Origin of the sequence: Tropicibacter alexandrii, from assembly GCF_003667315.2 — a bacterium.
GTDB classification, from domain to species: Bacteria; Pseudomonadota; Alphaproteobacteria; order Rhodobacterales; family Rhodobacteraceae; genus Tropicibacter; species Tropicibacter alexandrii.
Genome location: NZ_RCTZ02000001.1, coordinates 415,847 through 434,580 on the forward strand (window position 1 = coordinate 415,847; position 18,734 = coordinate 434,580).

Here is an 18,734-nt window from a genome sequence, read left to right on the forward strand (position 1 = left end):
TTAACAGAAAGTTAGACCGTGGCGAGGCCCTTTTACCCTGCCTTGACATGACAATCCGTTGACCTTGCACCCCCGCCGTGACGGTCGCCGCAAAGGGGCGCTGGCCGGTTGCCGCAGAGGGACACAGGCAGGTTGACCCTGCCGCCGCCTGCGCCTAATTCAGGCGCGAGACGTGACACCGGAGGTCCATCATGGCCGAGACGCTGCCGAAACCGCGCAGTTTCCAGGAAATCATCCTGCGCCTTCAGGGCTACTGGGCGGCCAAGGGCTGTGCGGTGCTGCAACCCTACGACATGGAGGTCGGCGCGGGCACGTTCCATCCGGCTACCACCCTGCGCGCGCTGGGGTCGAAATCTTGGGCGGCGGCTTATGTTCAGCCCTCGCGCCGCCCCACCGACGGGCGCTATGGCGAGAACCCCAACCGCCTGCAGCATTACTACCAGTACCAAGTGCTGATCAAACCCTCGCCCCCCGATCTGCAAGAGCTGTATCTGGGCAGCCTCGAGGCCATCGGCATCGACATGGCCCTGCATGACGTGCGCTTTGTCGAGGATGACTGGGAAAGCCCGACGCTGGGCGCTTGGGGTCTGGGCTGGGAGGTCTGGTGCGACGGCATGGAAGTCTCGCAATTCACCTATTTCCAGCAGGTTGGCGGGCATGACTGCACGCCCGTGTCCGGCGAGCTGACCTATGGTCTGGAACGTCTGGCCATGTATGTGCTGGGGGTCGATCACGTGATGGACATGCCCTATAACGACCCGCAAGCGCCGATTGCGCTGAAATATGGCGATGTCTTCCGCCAGACCGAGCAGGAATATTCCCGCTGGAATTTCGACGTGGCCGACACCGAGGTGCTCTTGCGCCATTTCGAGGAGGCCGAAGCGGAATGCGCCCGCATCCTCGCCGAGCCGCATGAGGACCCCAAAACCGGCAAGCGCATCGTCATGGCGCATCCAGCCTATGACCAGACGATCAAGGCGAGCCATATCTTCAACCTGCTCGACGCGCGGGGCGTGATTTCCGTCACCGAACGGCAGGCCTATATCGGGCGCGTGCGGGCCTTGGCCAAGATGTGCGCCGATGCCTTCGTGCAGACCGATGCCGGGGGGTATGTCGCGTGAACATGACCCGGATCGCCATCGTGCTGATCGTCGGCACCGCGCTCGCCATGGGCGTGGGCATGTATTACGCGCAGGTCTATGCTTATTACTACGATGTCGAGCCGCAGGGCGATGACGTGGTTCTGACGCCCGCGGGGGGCGGCGATCCGGTCACCATCGCATATGACAATTTCCGGGGCATCGACCGCGACAGCTCGCCCAAGGCGTTCCGGGCGTGTTTCGACACGTCGCTGTCGCTGGACGAAGCCCGCGCCGAATATGAGCCCTATGAGGGCGCCGCGCCGCTCGTCGCGCCGGGGTGGTTCGAGTGCTACGATGCCAAGGCGCTTGGCGCGCAGATCGAGGCTGGTCAGGCGCAGGTGTTCACAGGCGTCACCAACATCGAATACGGGATCGATCGGGTTGTGGCGATCACGGCGGATGGCAAGGGCTACGCTTGGCAGGAAATCAACGAATGCGGCGACAAGGCCTATGACGGCTCGCCTCTGGGCGAGGATTGTCCCGAACGGGAGTGACGGCAAGGCGGGTCTTGCGGACCTTTGTGTTTCGCCTTCGCTGACGCTCAGGCGACCGCTCGGGGGAGGCGCTGCCTCCCCCGAACCCCCTCCGAGGTATTTTCGGACCAAAGAAGCAGGGGGTTTTATTGGGCGGGCATTCGCCCCCGACAGAACGGCCGCTTTGCTGCTGGGGATGGGGCCAAACTGGTGGAAAGGAGCCAGCATGCTCAGACGGTTGATCTGGCTGGTGCCTGTCTTTCTGCTCGGCGGGCTGTTCGTCTTTGCCACGGGCATTGCGTCGTCGCGCACGTCTGCAGGGGTGGTCCTGCGCGACGGCTATATGACCAAGGACATCTATCAAACCCTGATCCCGGCCTTCGAACGGAAGGCCGCAGAGCTGGGGGCGGACTGTGTGTCGCGCTGGGAAAACACGGCGTTCACCTGTCGCACCACACGCGGCAATCCCACATACGACTTTACTATCAGACGCCGCCGGGACGGTGAGGATGTCATCGTGATCGAGGCCACCCGCGGGCATTTCCCCCCGCCCTCGGCACAGGACGTCAAGGCCGGGCGCTATGTGACCGATACCCAAAGGGCGCTGGAGGCATGGATGACCGATCTGGTCCCGAAGGACCAGATCGCCCGCCGCTGGACATCTTATGGCGAGACTGCGCGCGACTGACCGGGAACCAAACCCCGTCCCCAAACGCTGTCCCCCTAACCAAGGGAGAGCATCATGTCCAACAAAGCCCCAGCCTGGGTCGAACCCGTCATGCGCGCCGGATATGGCGCCCGTGGCCTTGTCTATACGATCGTCGGAGGCCTCGCGCTGACTGCCGCCATCTATGGCGGGCAGGCACAAGGCACCACCAACGCGCTCGCCGATCTGCGCAGTCAAAGCTGGGGCGTGGCCGCGCTTTGGGTGATTGCCGTGGGGCTTTGGGCCTACATGCTGTGGCGCTTCATCGACGCGGCCATGGACCTCGAGAATTACGGCGACGGCGCGAAGGGCAGCTTTGCCCGTGGTGGTCTGATCGTCACCGGCGCGATCCATGCGGCGCTGGGGATTTCGGTCGCAACCACCGCCATGGGCGGTGGCAGTTCGGGCGAAGGCACGCAAAGCCTTGTCGCGCGGCTGATGGCTGTGCCTTACGGCCAATGGCTGGTTGGCCTTGTCGGGCTGGGGGCCATCGGCGCCGGGATCTACTATGCCCACAAGGGCTGGACCGAGAAGTACAAGGAAGACATCCGCGTCACCCCCACCACCCGCAAGCTCGACCCGGCGATGAAAATCGGCTGCATCGCACAAGGCATCGTCGTCGGCATCATCGGCGTGATGATCGTCTATGCCGCGCTCACCACCAATCCGGAACAGGCGGGCGGCACCGGCGAGGCGCTGCAACAGATCCGCGAGGCGCCCTTTGGCCGGTTCCTGCTGGCGGGCATCGCCTTGGGGCTGATCGGCTTTGCCATCGAGAACTTCGTCGAGGCCGCCTATCGCATCATTCCCGCGCGTGCCGGTGACGACGTCATGAGCCTTGCCCGCCGGGCCAAGCTCAAGGCCGAGGGCAAGCTGAACGAAGCGACCAGCTGAGCCGGGTTGCACCCGGACGCCCTGCGCTTTAATCACCGCAAGCAATGAAACCGCCCGGGCGCGCGCCGCTCGGGCGCAAGCCCGTGGTGAGACGATGCCGGACCTTCTGATCGAACTGTTCTCCGAGGAGATCCCCGCGCGCATGCAGACGCGCGCCGCAGAGGACCTCAAGAAGCTTGTGACCGACGGTCTGGTCGAGGCGGGTCTGACCTATGCGGGCGCTGCGGCCTTTTCGACGCCCCGCCGCCTGACGCTGGCGCTGGAGGGGCTGACCGCCGAGAGCCCGACCCTGAAAGAGGAACGCCGCGGGCCGAAAGTGGGCGCGCCCGACAAGGCCATCGAGGGCTTCCTGCGCGGCGCAGGTGTCGCCCGCGCGGACTTGGTCGAGCGCGAGGAAAAGAAGGGTGCCTTCTACTTTGCCACCGTGGTCACGCCGGGTCGCAAGGCTGACGCGATCGTGGCCGAGGTGCTGGAAAAGACCATCCGCACGTTCCCGTGGCCGAAATCCATGCGCTGGGGGGCGGGCAGCCTGCGCTGGGTGCGCCCCTTGCATTCGATCATCTGCCTTTTGACCGATGAGGGCGGCGCGCAGGTTGTCGATCTGGATATCGACGGGATCAAGGCGGGCCGTGCGACGCGCGGGCATCGCTTCATGGCCCCTGCCCCGTTCGACGTGACCAGCTTTGCCGATTACGAGGCCAAGCTGAAGCGCGCCTTCGTCATCCTGAACGCCGGGGAGCGCGCCGACGCGATCTGGCACGACGCCACCAACGCGGCCTTCGCCCAAGGGCTTGAGGTGGTCGAGGATCAAGGGCTTCTGCGCGAGGTCGCGGGGCTGGTGGAATGGCCGGTCGTGCTGATGGGGTCGATCGACGATCAATTCCTTGGCCTGCCCCCCGAGGTGCTGCAAACCTCGATGAAGGAGCATCAGAAGTTCTTTTCGGTGAAGAACCCGCGCACGGGCCGGATCGAGAAATTCGTCACCGTCGCCAATCGCGAGACGGCGGATAATGGCGCGACGATTCTGGCGGGCAATCAAAAGGTGCTGGCGGCGCGTCTGTCGGATGCCAAGTTCTTCTGGGAAAACGATTTGCGCGTGGCGCAGACCGGGCTTGAGGCTTGGACCGACCGGCTGTCCAACGTGACTTTCCACAACAAGCTCGGCTCCCAAAAGGATCGCATCGACCGTATCGCCGCTTTGGCGCGCGAGATTGCGCCCTTGGTCGGTGCCGATGCCGATCTGGCGGAACAGGCGGCACGGGTGGCCAAGGCAGACCTATCGTCCGAGATGGTCTATGAATTCCCGGAATTGCAAGGGCTTATGGGGCGGTATTACGCCGAGGCCGCGGGCCTGCCGACGGAGGTCGCCGCCGCCTGTCAGGAGCATTACTCACCCCTTGGCCCGTCCGACGACGTTCCCACCGCGCCGGTTCCGGTCGCCGTGGCGCTGGCCGACAAGATCGACACGCTGACTGGCTTCTGGGCCATCGACGAGAAACCCACGGGGTCGAAGGACCCCTACGCTCTGCGCCGCGCGGCCTTGGGCGTGATCCGGTTGGTGCTGGTGAATGGGTTGCGGACGGAATTGCTTTCCGTTTTTAAATTCGGCATTGACGCTCAGCCCATGAAAATGGCTTTGAAAGGCGCTTGGCGGAACTGTGAGATGGAAGCCAAGCGAATAGAGGAACAGTTGGCAGATCCTAGTTTTGTAGGCTCGCTTATATCGGGTACGCGCGAGGAATTGGAGCAACTTCTTCCAACAATAGAACAAGCGCTGGAGGATTCGCGTCGGGAATACGACGCTCATGTTGAGCACCTAAATGAAGGTCCTAAAGACCTCCTCGCCTTCTTCCACGACCGCCTGAAAGTCTATCTCCGCGATCAGGGCATCCGCCATGACGTGATCGATGCCTGTCTCGCCATGGACGGCTCCGACGATCTCGCGCGGCTGGTCAAGCGTGCCGAGGCGTTGCAGGGCTTCATGTCGTCGGAGGACGGGCCGAACCTGCTACAGGGCTTCAAGCGGGCCAACAACATCCTCGCGCAGGCCGAGGCGGCGGATGGGGTCGAATACTCGTTTGGCGCCGATCCGAAATTCGCCGAGACGGAAGAGGAAAAGGCGTTGTTTACCGCGCTCGACGCCGCCGAGGCACGGATCAAACCGGCGATGGAGGCGGAGGATTACGACACCGCCATGGCCGCCATGGCGCAGCTTCGCGCGCCCATCGATGCGTTCTTCGAAGCGGTGCAGGTGAACAGCGACAATCAGGTGGTGCGCCGCAACCGGCTCAACCTGCTGAGCCGCATCCGCCAGACGTGCTTGCAGGTGGCCGATCTGACCAAGGTCGAGGGCTAGGCGACACACGCCCCGGGCGAAGACCCGGGGCCTCCACCTTGGTTCACCCAGAGGTCCCGGGTCTTCGCGCGGGACGGGTGTCTGTCTTACCCTACGTCACTCCTTCTTGCCTTGTCACCAATCCGTCGTATTCTGCGCACGCAATGAAAGGCGCCGCAGTGCAGAAACACGACCCCATCGCCCGCCCGGACAATCCGGATGTCACCCTCATCAGCCCGACCTCGCCGATGAAGGTGCCGACCCATGGTGGCCGGGCGAAATGCCTGCAACGCCTTGTCCGGCTCGACCTGCCGGTGCCGCGCACCGTGGCGCTGTCCTTCGACACGGTGCATGACATCGCCGCCGGGCGCATGCCTGATATCGCGGCGCTGATCGCCAGCTTTCCCGAGGGCGCGCTGCTCTGCGTGCGCCCCTCGTCGGAAGACCCCGACTGGGGCGGCCCCGGCGCGATCCTGAACATCGGCATGAACGACGAACGCTATGTGGACCTGTCCGAGAAGGAAGGCCCCGAGAGCGCCGCCGGGCTCTACCTGCGCTTCGTGCAATCCTACGCGATCCACGTGGCGCGGCTGGACCCCGACACGTTCGACGACATCGAGGATCAGGGGCGCGCGGGTCTGTCCGCCGCCCTGCGCGCCTATGAGGAAGAGGCCGAGGAGCCGTTTCCACAGGACCCGGTGGTGCAACTGACCGAGGTGCTGCGCTCCATGGCGCGCGCGTGGGAGGGCACGACGGCCCGTCTGTTGCGACAGGCGCGCGGCGCGCCCGCCGATGCTGGACTGGGCCTTGTGGTGCAGGAAATGGCGCTGGGTCTGGGGCGCGGCGAATGCGGCTCGGGCGTGTTGCAGCTGGTCGATTCGGTGACGGGCCTGCCGCAGATCACCGGGCGCTACCTGTCGCAATCGCAAGGCCGCGAGGCGCTGGAGCAGGATGCCAAGGCGATCTACCTGACGCGCGACCCGCGCGGCCCGTCCTTGGAAGACCGCGCGCCGGAGGCCTTTGCCGAGCTGGTCGCCCATGCAAAGCTGATGCGCCAGCGCCTGCGCGCCGAGATGCAGATCGAGTTCACGCTGGAGGATGGCCGCGTCCATATCCTTGACGGGGTGCGGGTGCGCCGGTCGTCGCGCGCCGCCGTGCGCATTGCCGTGCGGCTGGTCGAGGACGGGATCATCGACCAGAACGAGGCGCTCTTGCGGGTGGAACCGCGCGGCCTGTCGGAGCTTTTGCACCGGCAGGTGGCCGAGGATGCGGCGCGCGACGTGGCGGGTCATGGCATCGCCGCCTCGCCGGGCGCGGCCACGGGCCGGATCGTGTTTTCGGCGGCCGAGGCGCAAGCGAGCCTTGCGCGCAACGAGCCGTGCATTCTGGTGCGCCGCGAAACCTCGCCCGAGGATATTCGCGGCATGCATGCGGCTGTCGGCGTGTTGACGGAGCGTGGCGGCATGACCTCGCACGCCGCCGTCATTGGCCGAGGCCTTGGCCTGCCTTGCGTGGTGGGCGCGGCGCGGATGAAATTCGACCTCAAGCGCAAGCGCATCACCACCGAGGACCGCCGCACCCTGAAAGAGGGCGACGTCATCACCATCGACGGCACCAAGGGGCAGGTCCTGATGGGCGCGCCCGCGATGATCGAGCCGGTGCTGGATGACAGCTTCCAGACCTTGATGAGCTGGGCCGAGGAAGCCTGCGATATCGGCATCCGCGCCAATGCCGACACCCCCGCCGATGCCGCCACCGCGCGGACCTTCAAGGCGGACGGGATCGGTCTGTGCCGCACGGAACACATGTTCTTCGAGGCGGATCGCCTGACGCCCATGCGCGAGATGATCTTTGCCGACACGCCCGAAGACCGTCAGGCGGCGCTGGCGATGTTGCTACCGATGCAGCGGCAGGACTTCACCGAGCTGTTCCGCATCATGGAAGGGCTGCCGGTCTGCATCCGCCTGTTTGACCCGCCTTTGCACGAATTCCTGCCCACCGACCGCGCCGGCCTGCGCGATCTGGCCGAGGCGCTGGACCTGCCGGTGTCGGATGTGACGATGCGGGTGCAGTCTTTGCAGGAATACAACCCCATGCTGGGCCTGCGCGGGGTGCGTCTGGGCGTCACGGTGCCGGAAATATACGACATGCAGGCGCGCGCCATCTTCGAGGCGACTTTGGATGCCAGCCAAGACGGCAAGCCGGTGGTGCCGGAAATCATGCTGCCACTGGTCAGTGCCAAGCGTGAGGTCGAACTGATCCGCACAAGGATCGAGGCCGTCGCAGCGGCAGTGCGCACCGAGCGCGGCGCGGATTTCACCTATCGTCTGGGTGTGATGGCCGAGACCCCCCGCGCCTGCCTGCGCGCCGATGACATCGCGCCGCATGTGCACTTTCTGTCCTTCGGCACCAACGACCTGACGCAGATGACCTACGGGCTGTCGCGCGACGATGCCGGGCGCTTCATGTCGGCCTATGTGCAGCAGGGTGTCTTTGCCGAGGACCCGTTCCACGTGCTCGACATCGAAGGTGTGGGCGAATTGGTGGCCACGGGGGTCGAGCGCGCCCGGCAAAATCATCCCGACATCACCCTGTCGATCTGCGGCGAACATGGCGGCAATCCCGATTCGATTGCCTTTTGTCGGGCGGTGGGCATGGACTATGTCAGCTGCTCGCCCTTCCGCGTCCCGGTGGCCCGTTTGGCGGCAGCACATTTGGCGGTGCGCAACCAGTCCTTGTAGCAGAGGCCCGAATCGACCGCAAGACCCTGCGGCTTTACGCTAGAGTAATTTTTAGCTATTAACCCCGGGTCCAGCCGCCTTCCGGGGGGGGCGGATGGATGTGGGACACCGAAGGGATTTTTCCGATGCGTCGTATGATTGGCGCAGCATTTTTGCTGCTGGCAACCGCTTTGCCCGGATTCGCGGAAGGCACTGCCGAAAGGCTATTCGAGCTCGAACAGCGGGCGCTGGCCCGCACCGATGGCCGCCATCTGGAGGCGCTTCTGACCCCCGCCACCTACGCGACGCCCGGCATGTATTCCAAGGCATGGCTGTCGGGCCAACCCAAGGCCAAGGGCAATGACGAATGGAAATGCCTCGCCGAGGCGCTGTATTTCGAGGCGCGCGGCGAGACGGTCAAGGGCCAGTTCGCCGTGGCCGAGGTGATCCTGAACCGGGTGAAATCGAAACGCTTCCCGAATTCGGTCTGCGGCGTGGTCAAACAGGGCACGGGCCGCAAATACGCCTGCCAGTTCACCTATACCTGCGACGGTCGCCCCGAGGCGATCCACGAACCCTCCAGCTGGGAGCGCGTGGGCAAGATCGCCCGCGCCGCGCTGACCGGCAAGGCACCGCTCGACCTGACCGATGGCGCGACGCATTACCACACCACCGCCGTCAGCCCGAAATGGGCGCGCAAATATACCCGTATCACCCAGATCGGCGTGCACGTCTTCTATCGCCATACGTGGAAATCCGCGTCGCGCTGACGGGTCGCCTTTGGCCACCAGACTGCCGGTCCGGGTCTGGGCACGGGCCGGGAATGGCTGTAAGCCCGGGACGAACACCAGACGTCCCCGAGGAGGCCCGCCATGGCCGATGAAATCCGCCTCGCCTTTGCCCATCCCGCAGAGCGCGCCATTGCCACCGCCCCCGATGCCCCGCATGACCGCATTTCCCTGCGCGACCACACGGTCGAGGTCGAGATCGGCGCCTTTCAGGCCGAGCGCGGCACCAAGCAGCGCATCTGCTTCAACGTGGTGGTCGAGGTCGCACCGCAGACCGGCGTGATCGACGACGATGTCGACCGCATCCTGTCCTATGACCGCGTGACCGAGGCGATTGCCCATGAACTGGCCGCCGAGCGGCTGAACCTGCTGGAAACGCTGGCCGAGCGCATCGCCGAACGCATCCTGCTGGAGCCGCAGGCGCTGCGGACCTTCGTCCGGATCGAGAAACTGGATCGCGGGCCCGGCGCGTTGGGCGTCGAGATCGTCCGCTCGAAACGCGATTTCGGCGAGGAACTGGACCGGCTGGCCCATGAAATCGCGCAGGAACGTCCGCATCCCCGCGTCGTCTACCTGTCGAATGCCGCCATCGCGGATCCGCGCCTGACGTCTTGGGTCGATGAACTGGCCAGCCGCCGCGATCCGGTAATCCTGTGCGTCGGCCGCCCCGACCTGCCCGCGCCGCAGACCGGCCACGCCATGACCCAGCGCCGCGTCGACCTGCTGGCGATCGAGCAGAACGGCTGGTGCCTTGCGGCCGCCGACCTGCGCTGCAAGGTGGTGGCCACGCGCACCGAACTGGATTGGGCGATGAAGAACGGCCAGATCTGCGTCTGGGCGCCGTCCAAGATCGTGCTGGATGCGACCCAAGGCCCCCGGACCCATCCGCGCGACTCGGTCGCGCTGGCGGCGTGGTTCGCGGGCGAGATGGATGCCTGTGAACTTGTCGTGATCGGCGAAACCCTGCCGGAAAGCGCGCCTGTGCCGCAACGCGGCATCGATCCGGGGGACAAGCTGTTTTGACGGCTTGAAAAGCTGGCGGGCATCGGTCACTGAACTGGCATGACCTCATATTTTCGCCCGCTCGTTTGTCACCATCGTCCGCGCCCGCCCGAGGCGCTCGACCTCGCCGGGGGGCCGGGCTGGTTCGCCCAAGCCGTCCGGCACGACCGCGACGGCGGCACCGCGCTGGTCGGCATGGCCGATATTCCCGACCAGTGGCAGGCCCGCCTTTCGGCACCGCGCGCGCCGATCTGCGGCCTGACCTTCGACGCGCCGCGGGTCATGGGCATCCTCAACGTCACGCCTGACAGCTTCTCGGATGGCGGCGCGCATTCCGGCGCCGCCCGCGCGCTGGCCCATGCCCGCCAGATGCAGCGCGAGGGCGCGCATATCATCGATGTGGGCGGCGAAAGCACCCGCCCCGGTGCCGAAACCGTGCCCGTCGCCGCCGAGATCGCCCGGATCGAGCCGGTGATCCGCGCCCTGCGCCACGAGGTCGACCTGCCGGTGTCGATCGACACCCGCAAGTCCTCGGTCGCCGAGGTGGCGGTGCGTGAGGGCGCGGGGCTGATCAACGACGTGTCCGGCTTTACCTACGACCCGATGCTGGCGCGCTATGCTCAGGCCAACGACCTGCCGGTCTGCATCATGCATGCGCAGGGCGACCCCGAGACCATGCATCTCGATCCGCGCTACGAGGACGTGCTGTTGGACGTCTACGACTTTCTCGAAGCGCAGATCGTCATGCTCGAAGAGACGGGCCTGCCGCGCCATCGCATGATCGTCGATCCGGGCATCGGCTTCGGCAAGAACATCCACCACAACTTGACCCTGCTGAACGGCCTGTCGCTGTTCCATGGTCTGGGCTGTGTCGTGCTGCTGGGCGCCTCGCGCAAGGGCTTCATCGGCAAGATTTCCGGTGCCAACCCGGCTGCGGCGCGGATGCCCGGTTCCGTCGCGGTGGCGCTGGCCGCCGTCCAACAGGGCGCGCAGATCGTGCGGGTGCACGACGTTGCAGAGACGGTGCAGGCGCTGGCGCTTTGGCAAGCCATTTCCAAGGGAGATTTTCATGACGCGTAAGATGTTCGGCACCGACGGGGTGCGCGGCACGGCCAACACGTATCCCATGACCGCCGAGGTCGCTTTGGCGCTTGGCGCGGCGGTGGGGCGGTATTTCCGCAACGAGCACCACGGCGTCCACCGCGTGGTGATCGGCAAGGACACCCGCCTGTCGGGCTACATGTTCGAGAATGCTCTGACCGCCGGGCTGACCAGCACGGGCATGAACGTGCTGCTGCTGGGGCCGGTGCCGACGCCTGCGGTGGGCCTGCTGACCACCTCGATGCGGGCCGATTTGGGGATCATGATCTCGGCCAGCCACAACCCGGCCTCGGATAACGGGATCAAGTTCTTCGGCCCTGACGGCTTCAAGCTGTCCGATGATGTCGAGGCCGAAATCGAGGCGATGGTGACGGCGGGCGTCGCCCCGGCCCAGCCGCAGAATATCGGCCGCGCCAAGCGCATCGACGATGGCCGCGCGCGCTATCAGGAGCGGGTCAAGACCTCGCTGCCCTCCGGGCTGCGGCTGGACGGGCTGAAGGTGGTGATCGATTGCGCCAATGGCGCAGCCTATCGCACCGCGCCGGAAATCCTGTGGGAACTGGGCGCCGAGGTGGTGACCGTCGGCACCGAGCCCAACGGTCTGAACATCAACGACAATTGCGGCTCGACCAAGCCGCAGAAGGCCGCCGACATGGTGCGTCGGCACGGCGCGGATGTGGGCATCTGCCTCGATGGCGATGCCGACCGGATCATTCTGATCGACGAGACCGGCGAGATCGCCGATGGCGATCAGCTGATGGGGTTGATGGCGACGCGGTGGGCCTCCGAGGGTCGGCTCAAGGGCGGCGCGCTGGTGGCGACGGTGATGTCCAATCTCGGGCTGGAACGGCACATGCAGGCCCAAGGCCTGCGGCTGGAGCGCACGAAGGTGGGCGACCGCTACGTGGTGGAACGCATGCGCGCAGGCGGTTTCAATCTGGGCGGCGAGCAGTCGGGCCATATCGTGATGACGGATTACGCGACGACCGGCGACGGGCTGATGGCGGGGCTGCAATTCCTTGCGGAAATGGTGGCCACCGGCCATCAAGCCAGCGACCTGACCCGCTGCTTCGAGCCGGTGCCGCAGATGCTGAAGAACGTGCGCTACGGCGCGGGCGAAGCCCCGTTGGATGTGGCCAGCGTCCAGACCGCGATCGCCGAGGCCGAGGCGGCGCTGGCGGGCCATGGCCGCCTGCTGATCCGCAAATCGGGCACCGAGCCGCTGATCCGGGTGATGGCGGAATGCGAGGATGAGGCGCTTTTGGCGCAAGTCGTGGACGGCATCGTGGCCGAGGTCACGGCCGTGTCTGTCCCGGCCTGACCACCTGCGCTGGCAAGGCGCTTCGAAGCGCCTTGATCCAAGCGCCTTCGAAGGCGCTTGGACGCAAATTCGAATTTGCGTGGTCCAAGGCTGTTCGAACAGCCTTGCCCCCGGCCTCAGCCGGCGCGCCGGACCGGCCTGCGCAGCAAGGACCAGCCCCCTGCGCAGAACGCAAACACCGCCCCCAGGCCCAGCCACCCGATGAGGAACCCGGCCCCGGCAAACATCGCGCCCTCGAAGGTCAGCGGCGCAGCAGGCCGATAGGCCTGCCACGCCCGCGCGGCGATCTGCCGATCGCCCATCCAGCCCGCCAGCCGGGCCCGTGTGAACGGGCCCGCGCCTTGCAGCTGCGCCAGAGCCTCGCTCAGGCGCGCATGGCGCGCCACATCCTCGGCGATATTCTCTGATTGCGTCCGCGCCAGCGGCCCTTCGGCCGCCAGCGCCTGCAGATAGGCGCCCAGCGCCATATCCTGCGCCGAGGCATCCGCCTCGTAGCGCGCCACTTGGCGCGCGAGTTCATCGACAGCGCCGCCAAGGCGCTGCGCATATTGTTGTGAAAACTCGGGAAATTGCGAAAGACCGGCGGCGCCGGTCAATCCAGCCGCAAGGGTCAACGCCCTCAGGATCATGGCGGCCCTCCTGCCCGTGCCTCCCCGCCAGCATAGATCCCGCACCGCCGCCAGATCAAGACAAGCCCTCTGTCGGCGTAGGCCGGGGCCCTGCCCCGGCCTCCTTTCAGGCTTGCACCTTGCCGTAGATCCGGCCCACCTTCTCCAGTGCGGCCTCCGGCGACAGCTCTTCGCTGTTCCCGGTCCGGCGGCAGGTCAGCTCGACCACGCCGTTCTTCAGCCCGCGCGGCCCCACCGTGATGCGCCACGGCAGACCGATCAGGTCCATCGTCGCGAACTTGCCCCCGGCCCGTTCGTTGGTGTCGTCATAGAGCGGCTCAAGGCCCATCGCGGCCAACGACGCATACAGCGCCTCGCAGGCCGCATCCGCCGCCTCGTCGCCCTGTTTCAGGTTGACGATCCCGCAATGGAAGGGCGTCACGCCTTCGGGCCAGATGATGCCCTTGTCATCATGCGACGCCTCGATGATCGCGCCCAGCAGGCGCGACACGCCGATCCCGTGCGAGCCCATATGCACCGGGACCGGCTTGCCATCGGGACCTTGCACATTGGCGCCCATCGCCTCGGAATACTTCGTCCCGAAGTAGAAGATCTGCCCCACCTCGATGCCGCGCGCGGTGCGGCGGCGGTCATCGGGCACCTGCGCGAACACCGCCTCGTCATGGGTCTCGTCCGTGCGGGCGTAGCGCGAGGTGAACTCCTCCAGCACCGCCTGACACTGTTCGACGCTGTCGTAATCGATTTCGCGCGAGCCGAATTTCAGATCGGTGATCTCGCTGTCATAGAACACCTCGGACTCGCCGGTTTCCGCCAGCACGAGGAATTCATGCGTGTAATCGCCACCGATCGGCCCGCCATCGGCCCGCATCGGGATCGCCTGAAGCCCCATCCGCTCATAGGTGCGCAGATAGCTCACCAGATGGCGGTTATAAGCGTGCAGCGCGTCTTCCTTGGTCAGGTCGAAGTTGTAGCCATCCTTCATGTAGAACTCACGCCCACGCATCACCCCGAACCGAGGCCGGATCTCGTCGCGGAACTTCCACTGGACGTGATACAGGGTCAGCGGCAGGTCCTTGTAGGACTTGACGTAGGAGCGGAAGATATCGGTGATCAGCTCCTCATTCGTCGGTCCGTACAGCATGTCCCGGTCATGCCGGTCGGTGATGCGCAGCATCTCCTGCCCGTAATCGTCATAGCGTCCGCTTTCGCGCCACAGATCGGCGCTTTGCAGGGTCGGCATCAGCATCGGGATATGGCCCGCGCGCTGCTGTTCCTCGTGGACGATATTCTCGATGTTCTTGAGCACCTTGAAGCCCAAGGGCAGCCAGGAATAGATGCCCGCGCTGGCCTGCTTGATCATGCCGGCGCGCAGCATATAGCGGTGGCTGACGATCTGCGCCTCGGCGGGCGTTTCCTTGAGGACGGGCAGGAAGTAACGGGACAGACGCATTTAGGGCCTCGTATATCAGGTTTCCTCCCCTCTACCGGGAAGCCCGGACCCGGACAAGGGCGCTTTGTCAGGGCTGCGGTGCGGGCGCGACGGGCTCGGCGCGGAAAGAGCCATCCGGCCCGGCGATCACCCGTGTCAGCGGCAGGTCACTGCCGGGGAAACAGCCCGGATAGTCCCAGGCCTGCAAGGCATACCGGATGCGCAGGTCATCCAGCGGCAGGGCAAAGACCTCTCCGCTTTCGGTGCGGTAGCCGTCAAAGAACTGCCCCTCGCCTTTCAGGATGTCGCGCCGCGCGCCAAATGCACCCATTTCGTGATCTTCGCGCGCGGCGGTGACGTAAAACAGGCAGGCCATCACGGGTGTCGCATATTCGAGCGCCTCGACATGTACGACCCAGTATTCATAAAGCACACCGTCGATCTCTTCGGCATGGATCGCCTCGACATCGTAGAAATAGCCGCCCGCCTTCAACTGGAACAGCGCGATCTTGTCCTGTGCGTCGAGATACGGCTCGGACCACAGATCGGCGCCGGTCTGTTCCCGAAGCTTGGCTTCGGTAAAGAAAAAACCCTTGCGCGCCATCACGAACCGCCCCCAATGGATGACCCATTCGGTCGCGCGGTTGAGCTGGCCAAGCGCGTGCCGTTCGGCGGGGGTAAAGTCAGGCGTGGTCATCTCTGTCTATCCCTAGTCCCCGAAGATCCGGACATCGCTGATCGCGTTGCCCACGGCGTTCATTTTGTCCCCCACCCATTTGACGCCCCGCGCCCCGCCCGAGTAGACATCTATCACTCCCTTGGTGGCCCCGAACTTGGCCTCTTCGAGGCTGCCAACGCCGACATGTTTCGCCTTCCACGCCTTGCCGTCATCCGTCACCCACCAAGGATCGATATCGGCCAGCGTATGGCCAACCTTCTCGTCTTTCCCGAAGTAGTTGAATGTGCCTTTATACATCGACGTCGTGTCCAACTCCCCCGTGGCGCGATCAAACACCGCCTCCATATGAGCGCCATCCTTGCTGACATATTTGAACTTGTTCTTCGGATCGTGAAACGAGCTTTCGGTCTCGGACAGCAGCGTCCATTTTTCCGGGTCGATTTCGCTGACGTTCTTCGGAACACGACTGTTGAGCACATCGCGCAATTCGTTGTTCAGCGTCGGGTCCTTCATGGTCATGGTCCGCGCCGCGTAGGGGTCGGTGAACAGGGTCTTGAGCGTCTTTTCCGACAGGTTGCGCCCGGTCTTGTCGAAATAGCCCTGCTGGACCTCGGCCGCGGTCATGCCGCCGGTCGCCTTGGCCAGCTTGGCGGCAAATTCCGGATCGGCCGGCGCCGCGACCGGGGCCAGCATATCCGCCTCGCTTTGCGCGGCGAGGTCCTCCTGCTCGGCCTTGGCGATCTTGGCCTTCAGCGGGCAGCCCTTGACCGCGCCGCCCGTGTCCTCCTTCGCGCAGTCCTGATCCGCCGCCTTGCCCTTGGCCACCGCGTCCGAGACCTTGGGGTCGGTCGGCGCCGCAGGCCCGTCCGGCACCGTCATCGAAGCACCCGCATGGATCAGATTCGGATCTGCGATCTGTGGGTTCGCCTGCATCAGCGCCTTGACCGAGGTGCCATTGCGCCGCGCCAGCCCCGACAGCGTGTCCCCCGGCTTGATCACATACCCCGCCATCAGCCCTGCTCCAGCGTGTCATAGATGAAGTCCAGCTTTGCCGTGCCGCTCAGATCCTTGCGCAGCAGCACGACCGAGATCCAAGGCCGGTCGGGGCTGTCGGCCCAGCCGTCCCAGAACCCCATCATCAGATAACTGTAGCGCGTCATGTCCGATTGCGTGCGCATGCCGTAATCGCGCGCCTGCCGCCACAGCGCATCGGCGCGCTGCGCGGTCATCTCGGGCGGCTGGAAATGCGGCGCGGCGGCAAAATCCGCACACAGCCTGTCGCGCAGGTTCAACCGAAACGGATCGGGGGCGCCCATCTGGGCAATCCTGTCAATCTGGTCTAGGTCGACACGCAACATCAAAGGGTCCGGCATAATCGCAAGCAACCCCGAAACGCTACGGCGCGGGCCGCGCCCTGTCAAACCGCATCGCCCGCCGTCTTGACCCTGCCCCGCATTCCCCCCACCCTGACGCGACAGCGCATCACCCGAGGGGATCATGGCCAAGGACAAACCGACCGATCTGCTGGACTGGCTGGGCCTGAGCAACGCCCCGAACTGGCGCGTCTCCCGGCCTTTGGGGGGCGTCGTGGGCTTTCTGGTGGTGCTGCTTGTGCTGCTGGCGCTTATCGCGACCTTCTCGCTGCTGGGCCGAACGATCCTGCATGGCTTCAGCGAGGCCCCCGTCGCCAATCTCGGCACTGGCGCGATGATCGTCGCCATCCTCAGCGCGCCCATCGTGATCTGGGGCACGATCATCAAGCAAAAGACCGTGGATTTCCAGAAAGAGGGCCACATCACCGACCGCATCTCCAAAGCGGTGGAGCAGTTGGGCGCGGAAAAGACAGTTGATAGGATAGGGAGGCCCGTCACGATATGGACAGGGGTTCCCGAAAGAGTGTCTTACTCCTCAAAAACCGTGGAGAGTTTAGAAGGAAAAGCTCGCACTAGGGTATATCCCAAGGAATGGAGACAATGGTGGAACGAAGAAACTGACGATGTAGAGGAAGGGTATCGAAGCACAGTTGAAACTTGGCCAAGAGAGAGAACCGTTATTCAATGGCAGGGCGGTAAAATTGACCTACGGAAAACGGAAGTTGTTGGTCTAGAGGGTCCTTGGCAGGCGTTTTCGGAAACCCTTCCCAATATCGAAGTCCGCATTGGCGGGCTGTTGTCGCTGGAGCGCATCGCGCAGGACAGCACCCGCTACGACAAGGGCCGGGATCACGTCCGCGTCATGGAAATCCTCTGCGCCTATATCCGCGAAAACGCCCCGGATTCGACGGCTGTGGACAGCGACCGAAAGAAGTGGGAAGATTCTCAAAACACTCTTCCCTTTCCAACGTGGGACCAGTTCAAAGAACTACACGGACGACATAAGGATGAAGATCTAGACGCTTACCTTGATATCGACGCACTAACGCCTTGGGCAGAAAACCTGCCCCCGCCCCGTGCTGACCTCCAACTGGCGATGGCCATCATTGGCCGCCGTTCCCCTGAACAACGTCGGATCGAGGCCCACTGGGGGCCAGAGACGCATGCGCAGGCCGAGTGGGTCTTTGACACCCCCTGCCCCGAATTGCCCGAGCGCACCGATGGCAAGCCCTTGGGCCAAACCGTCTTGGACGACTTCAAGACGCGATTGACTGCTTGGAAAGACAGTCTGACCGATTATCCCGGCTACCGCCCCGATCTGCGCGGCTGCAACCTGCAACGCCACGACCTATCCAAACTGGTGCTCAGCGGCGCCAGACTGGACGGCACGCGGTTGGAGGGGGCGGACCTCCGCACGGCGCGATTGGAGTGGACGGACCTCGTCGAGGCGCGGTTGGAGGGGGCGGACCTCCGCGAAGCGCGATTGGAGGGGGCGGATCTCGGCGGGGCGCGGTTGGAGGGAGCAGACCTCAGCTGGGCGCGGTTGGAAGGGGCGGACCTCAGCGGGGCGCAGTTGGAGGGGGCGTTACTATTCGAGGGGCGGTTGGAAGGGGCGAATCTTATTATGGCGCGGTTGGAAAGGGCGGTCCTCCACCGGGCGCAGTTGGAGAGAGCTAACCTCGGCTGGGCGCAGTTGGAGGGGGCCGGCCTCCACCGGGCGCGGTTGGAGGGGGCGGTCCTTACCGAGGCGCGGTTGGAGGGGGCGGTCCTTACCGAGGCGCGGTTGGAGGGGGCGAACCTCCGCGAGGCGCGGTTGGAGGGCGTCAGGACCCTAAGAGGCGCTGCTTTTCAAGGTGCGGCGCTTAGGGGCCTATCGCTGGCAAGTATCCCGATCTCGCCGGAACAGGTCAAATCAACCTTCGGCGATGCCAGCGTGACCGACCTGCCCGATGGCATGGACCGCCCGGCACATTGGCCGGATTGGGAATTGGGTGACCGCTTCGACAAAGAATGGCGCAAGTGGCAGGCCGATCCGGACACCTACACACCTCCACCCAAGCCCGAGCCATGAGGCCCCGGGTCTGCGCCCGGGGCGTGGGGGGACAAGGGCAAGCCGGGAGGCCCCGGGTCTTTGCCCGGGGC

At 65.0% G+C, this 18,734-nt stretch carries 16 protein-coding genes; 11 read left to right on the forward strand and 5 right to left on the reverse strand.

Annotated features, from left to right (window positions below):
* Nucleotides 1-191 precede the first annotated feature (191 nt).
* The 10 genes from D8Z78_RS02055 to glmM all read left to right on the forward strand — a co-directional run bounded on the left by D8Z78_RS02055 (nucleotide 192) and on the right by glmM (nucleotide 12,482).
* Nucleotides 192-1,121, forward strand: coding sequence for a glycine--tRNA ligase subunit alpha (locus D8Z78_RS02055; protein WP_121632132.1), 930 nt, complete (start codon nucleotides 192-194; stop codon nucleotides 1,119-1,121).
* Nucleotides 1,122-1,123: 2 nt separating this feature from the next.
* The gene (locus tag D8Z78_RS02060) at nucleotides 1,124-1,636 is read left to right on the forward strand and encodes a DUF6446 family protein (RefSeq protein ID WP_121632134.1); all 513 of its coding nucleotides are present in this window, start codon (nucleotides 1,124-1,126) and stop codon (nucleotides 1,634-1,636) included.
* Nucleotides 1,637-1,841: 205 nt separating this feature from the next.
* The gene (locus D8Z78_RS02065; RefSeq protein ID WP_121632136.1) at nucleotides 1,842-2,303 is read left to right on the forward strand and encodes a hypothetical protein; all 462 of its coding nucleotides are present in this window, start codon (nucleotides 1,842-1,844) and stop codon (nucleotides 2,301-2,303) included.
* A 54-nt stretch (nucleotides 2,304-2,357) separates the two neighbouring features.
* On the forward strand, nucleotides 2,358-3,215 hold the full coding sequence (locus tag D8Z78_RS02070) for a DUF1206 domain-containing protein (protein ID WP_121632137.1): 858 nt from the start codon (nucleotides 2,358-2,360) through the stop codon (nucleotides 3,213-3,215).
* A gap of 94 nt (nucleotides 3,216-3,309) precedes the next feature.
* On the forward strand, nucleotides 3,310-5,571 hold the full coding sequence (glyS, locus tag D8Z78_RS02075) for a glycine--tRNA ligase subunit beta (protein ID WP_121632139.1): 2,262 nt from the start codon (nucleotides 3,310-3,312) through the stop codon (nucleotides 5,569-5,571).
* 143 nt (nucleotides 5,572-5,714) lie between these two features.
* A complete protein-coding gene (locus tag D8Z78_RS02080) occupies nucleotides 5,715-8,291 on the forward strand; it encodes a putative PEP-binding protein (RefSeq protein ID WP_121632141.1) in 2,577 nt (858 codons plus the stop codon).
* Nucleotides 8,292-8,416: 125 nt separating this feature from the next.
* Nucleotides 8,417-9,040, forward strand: coding sequence for a cell wall hydrolase (locus tag D8Z78_RS02085; protein ID WP_121632142.1), 624 nt, complete (start codon nucleotides 8,417-8,419; stop codon nucleotides 9,038-9,040).
* A gap of 102 nt (nucleotides 9,041-9,142) precedes the next feature.
* Entirely contained in the window at nucleotides 9,143-10,081 is a 939-nt protein-coding gene (locus D8Z78_RS02090) for a dihydroneopterin aldolase (RefSeq protein WP_121632144.1), read from the forward strand.
* Between the two features lie 39 nt (nucleotides 10,082-10,120).
* Nucleotides 10,121-11,140 (forward strand): dihydropteroate synthase, encoded by a 1,020-nt coding sequence (gene folP / locus D8Z78_RS02095; RefSeq protein WP_121632146.1) that lies wholly within the window; start codon nucleotides 10,121-10,123, stop codon nucleotides 11,138-11,140.
* Nucleotides 11,130-12,482, forward strand: a complete 1,353-nt coding sequence (gene glmM, locus D8Z78_RS02100) for a phosphoglucosamine mutase (protein WP_121632148.1) — start codon at nucleotides 11,130-11,132, stop codon at nucleotides 12,480-12,482. Before folP ends, glmM begins: the two co-directional genes overlap by 11 nt.
* A 116-nt stretch (nucleotides 12,483-12,598) precedes the next feature.
* Here glmM and D8Z78_RS02105 read toward each other — a convergent pair whose 3' ends face one another.
* The 5 genes from D8Z78_RS02105 to D8Z78_RS02125 all read right to left on the reverse strand — a co-directional run bounded on the left by D8Z78_RS02105 (nucleotide 12,599) and on the right by D8Z78_RS02125 (nucleotide 16,577).
* Nucleotides 12,599-13,111, reverse strand: coding sequence for a DUF2937 family protein (locus D8Z78_RS02105; protein WP_121632149.1), 513 nt, complete (start codon nucleotides 13,109-13,111; stop codon nucleotides 12,599-12,601).
* 106 nt (nucleotides 13,112-13,217) lie between these two features.
* Entirely contained in the window at nucleotides 13,218-14,561 is a 1,344-nt protein-coding gene (gene proS, locus D8Z78_RS02110) for a proline--tRNA ligase (protein ID WP_121632151.1), read from the reverse strand.
* 67 nt (nucleotides 14,562-14,628) lie between these two features.
* The gene (locus D8Z78_RS02115) at nucleotides 14,629-15,237 is read right to left on the reverse strand and encodes a hypothetical protein (RefSeq protein ID WP_121632152.1); all 609 of its coding nucleotides are present in this window, start codon (nucleotides 15,235-15,237) and stop codon (nucleotides 14,629-14,631) included.
* Between the two features lie 12 nt (nucleotides 15,238-15,249).
* Complete coding sequence (locus D8Z78_RS02120; RefSeq protein ID WP_121632154.1) at nucleotides 15,250-16,230, reverse strand: LysM peptidoglycan-binding domain-containing protein; 981 nt, start codon at nucleotides 16,228-16,230, stop codon at nucleotides 15,250-15,252.
* Nucleotides 16,230-16,577, reverse strand: a complete 348-nt coding sequence (locus tag D8Z78_RS02125; RefSeq protein WP_128910587.1) for a hypothetical protein — start codon at nucleotides 16,575-16,577, stop codon at nucleotides 16,230-16,232. The genes D8Z78_RS02120 and D8Z78_RS02125 overlap by 1 nt, the downstream gene beginning before the upstream one ends.
* 139 nt (nucleotides 16,578-16,716) lie before the next feature.
* Here D8Z78_RS02125 and D8Z78_RS25300 point away from each other — a divergent pair, with 139 nt between their 5' ends.
* Nucleotides 16,717-18,663, forward strand: a complete 1,947-nt coding sequence (locus tag D8Z78_RS25300; protein ID WP_121632159.1) for a pentapeptide repeat-containing protein — start codon at nucleotides 16,717-16,719, stop codon at nucleotides 18,661-18,663.
* Nucleotides 18,664-18,734 lie beyond the last annotated feature (71 nt).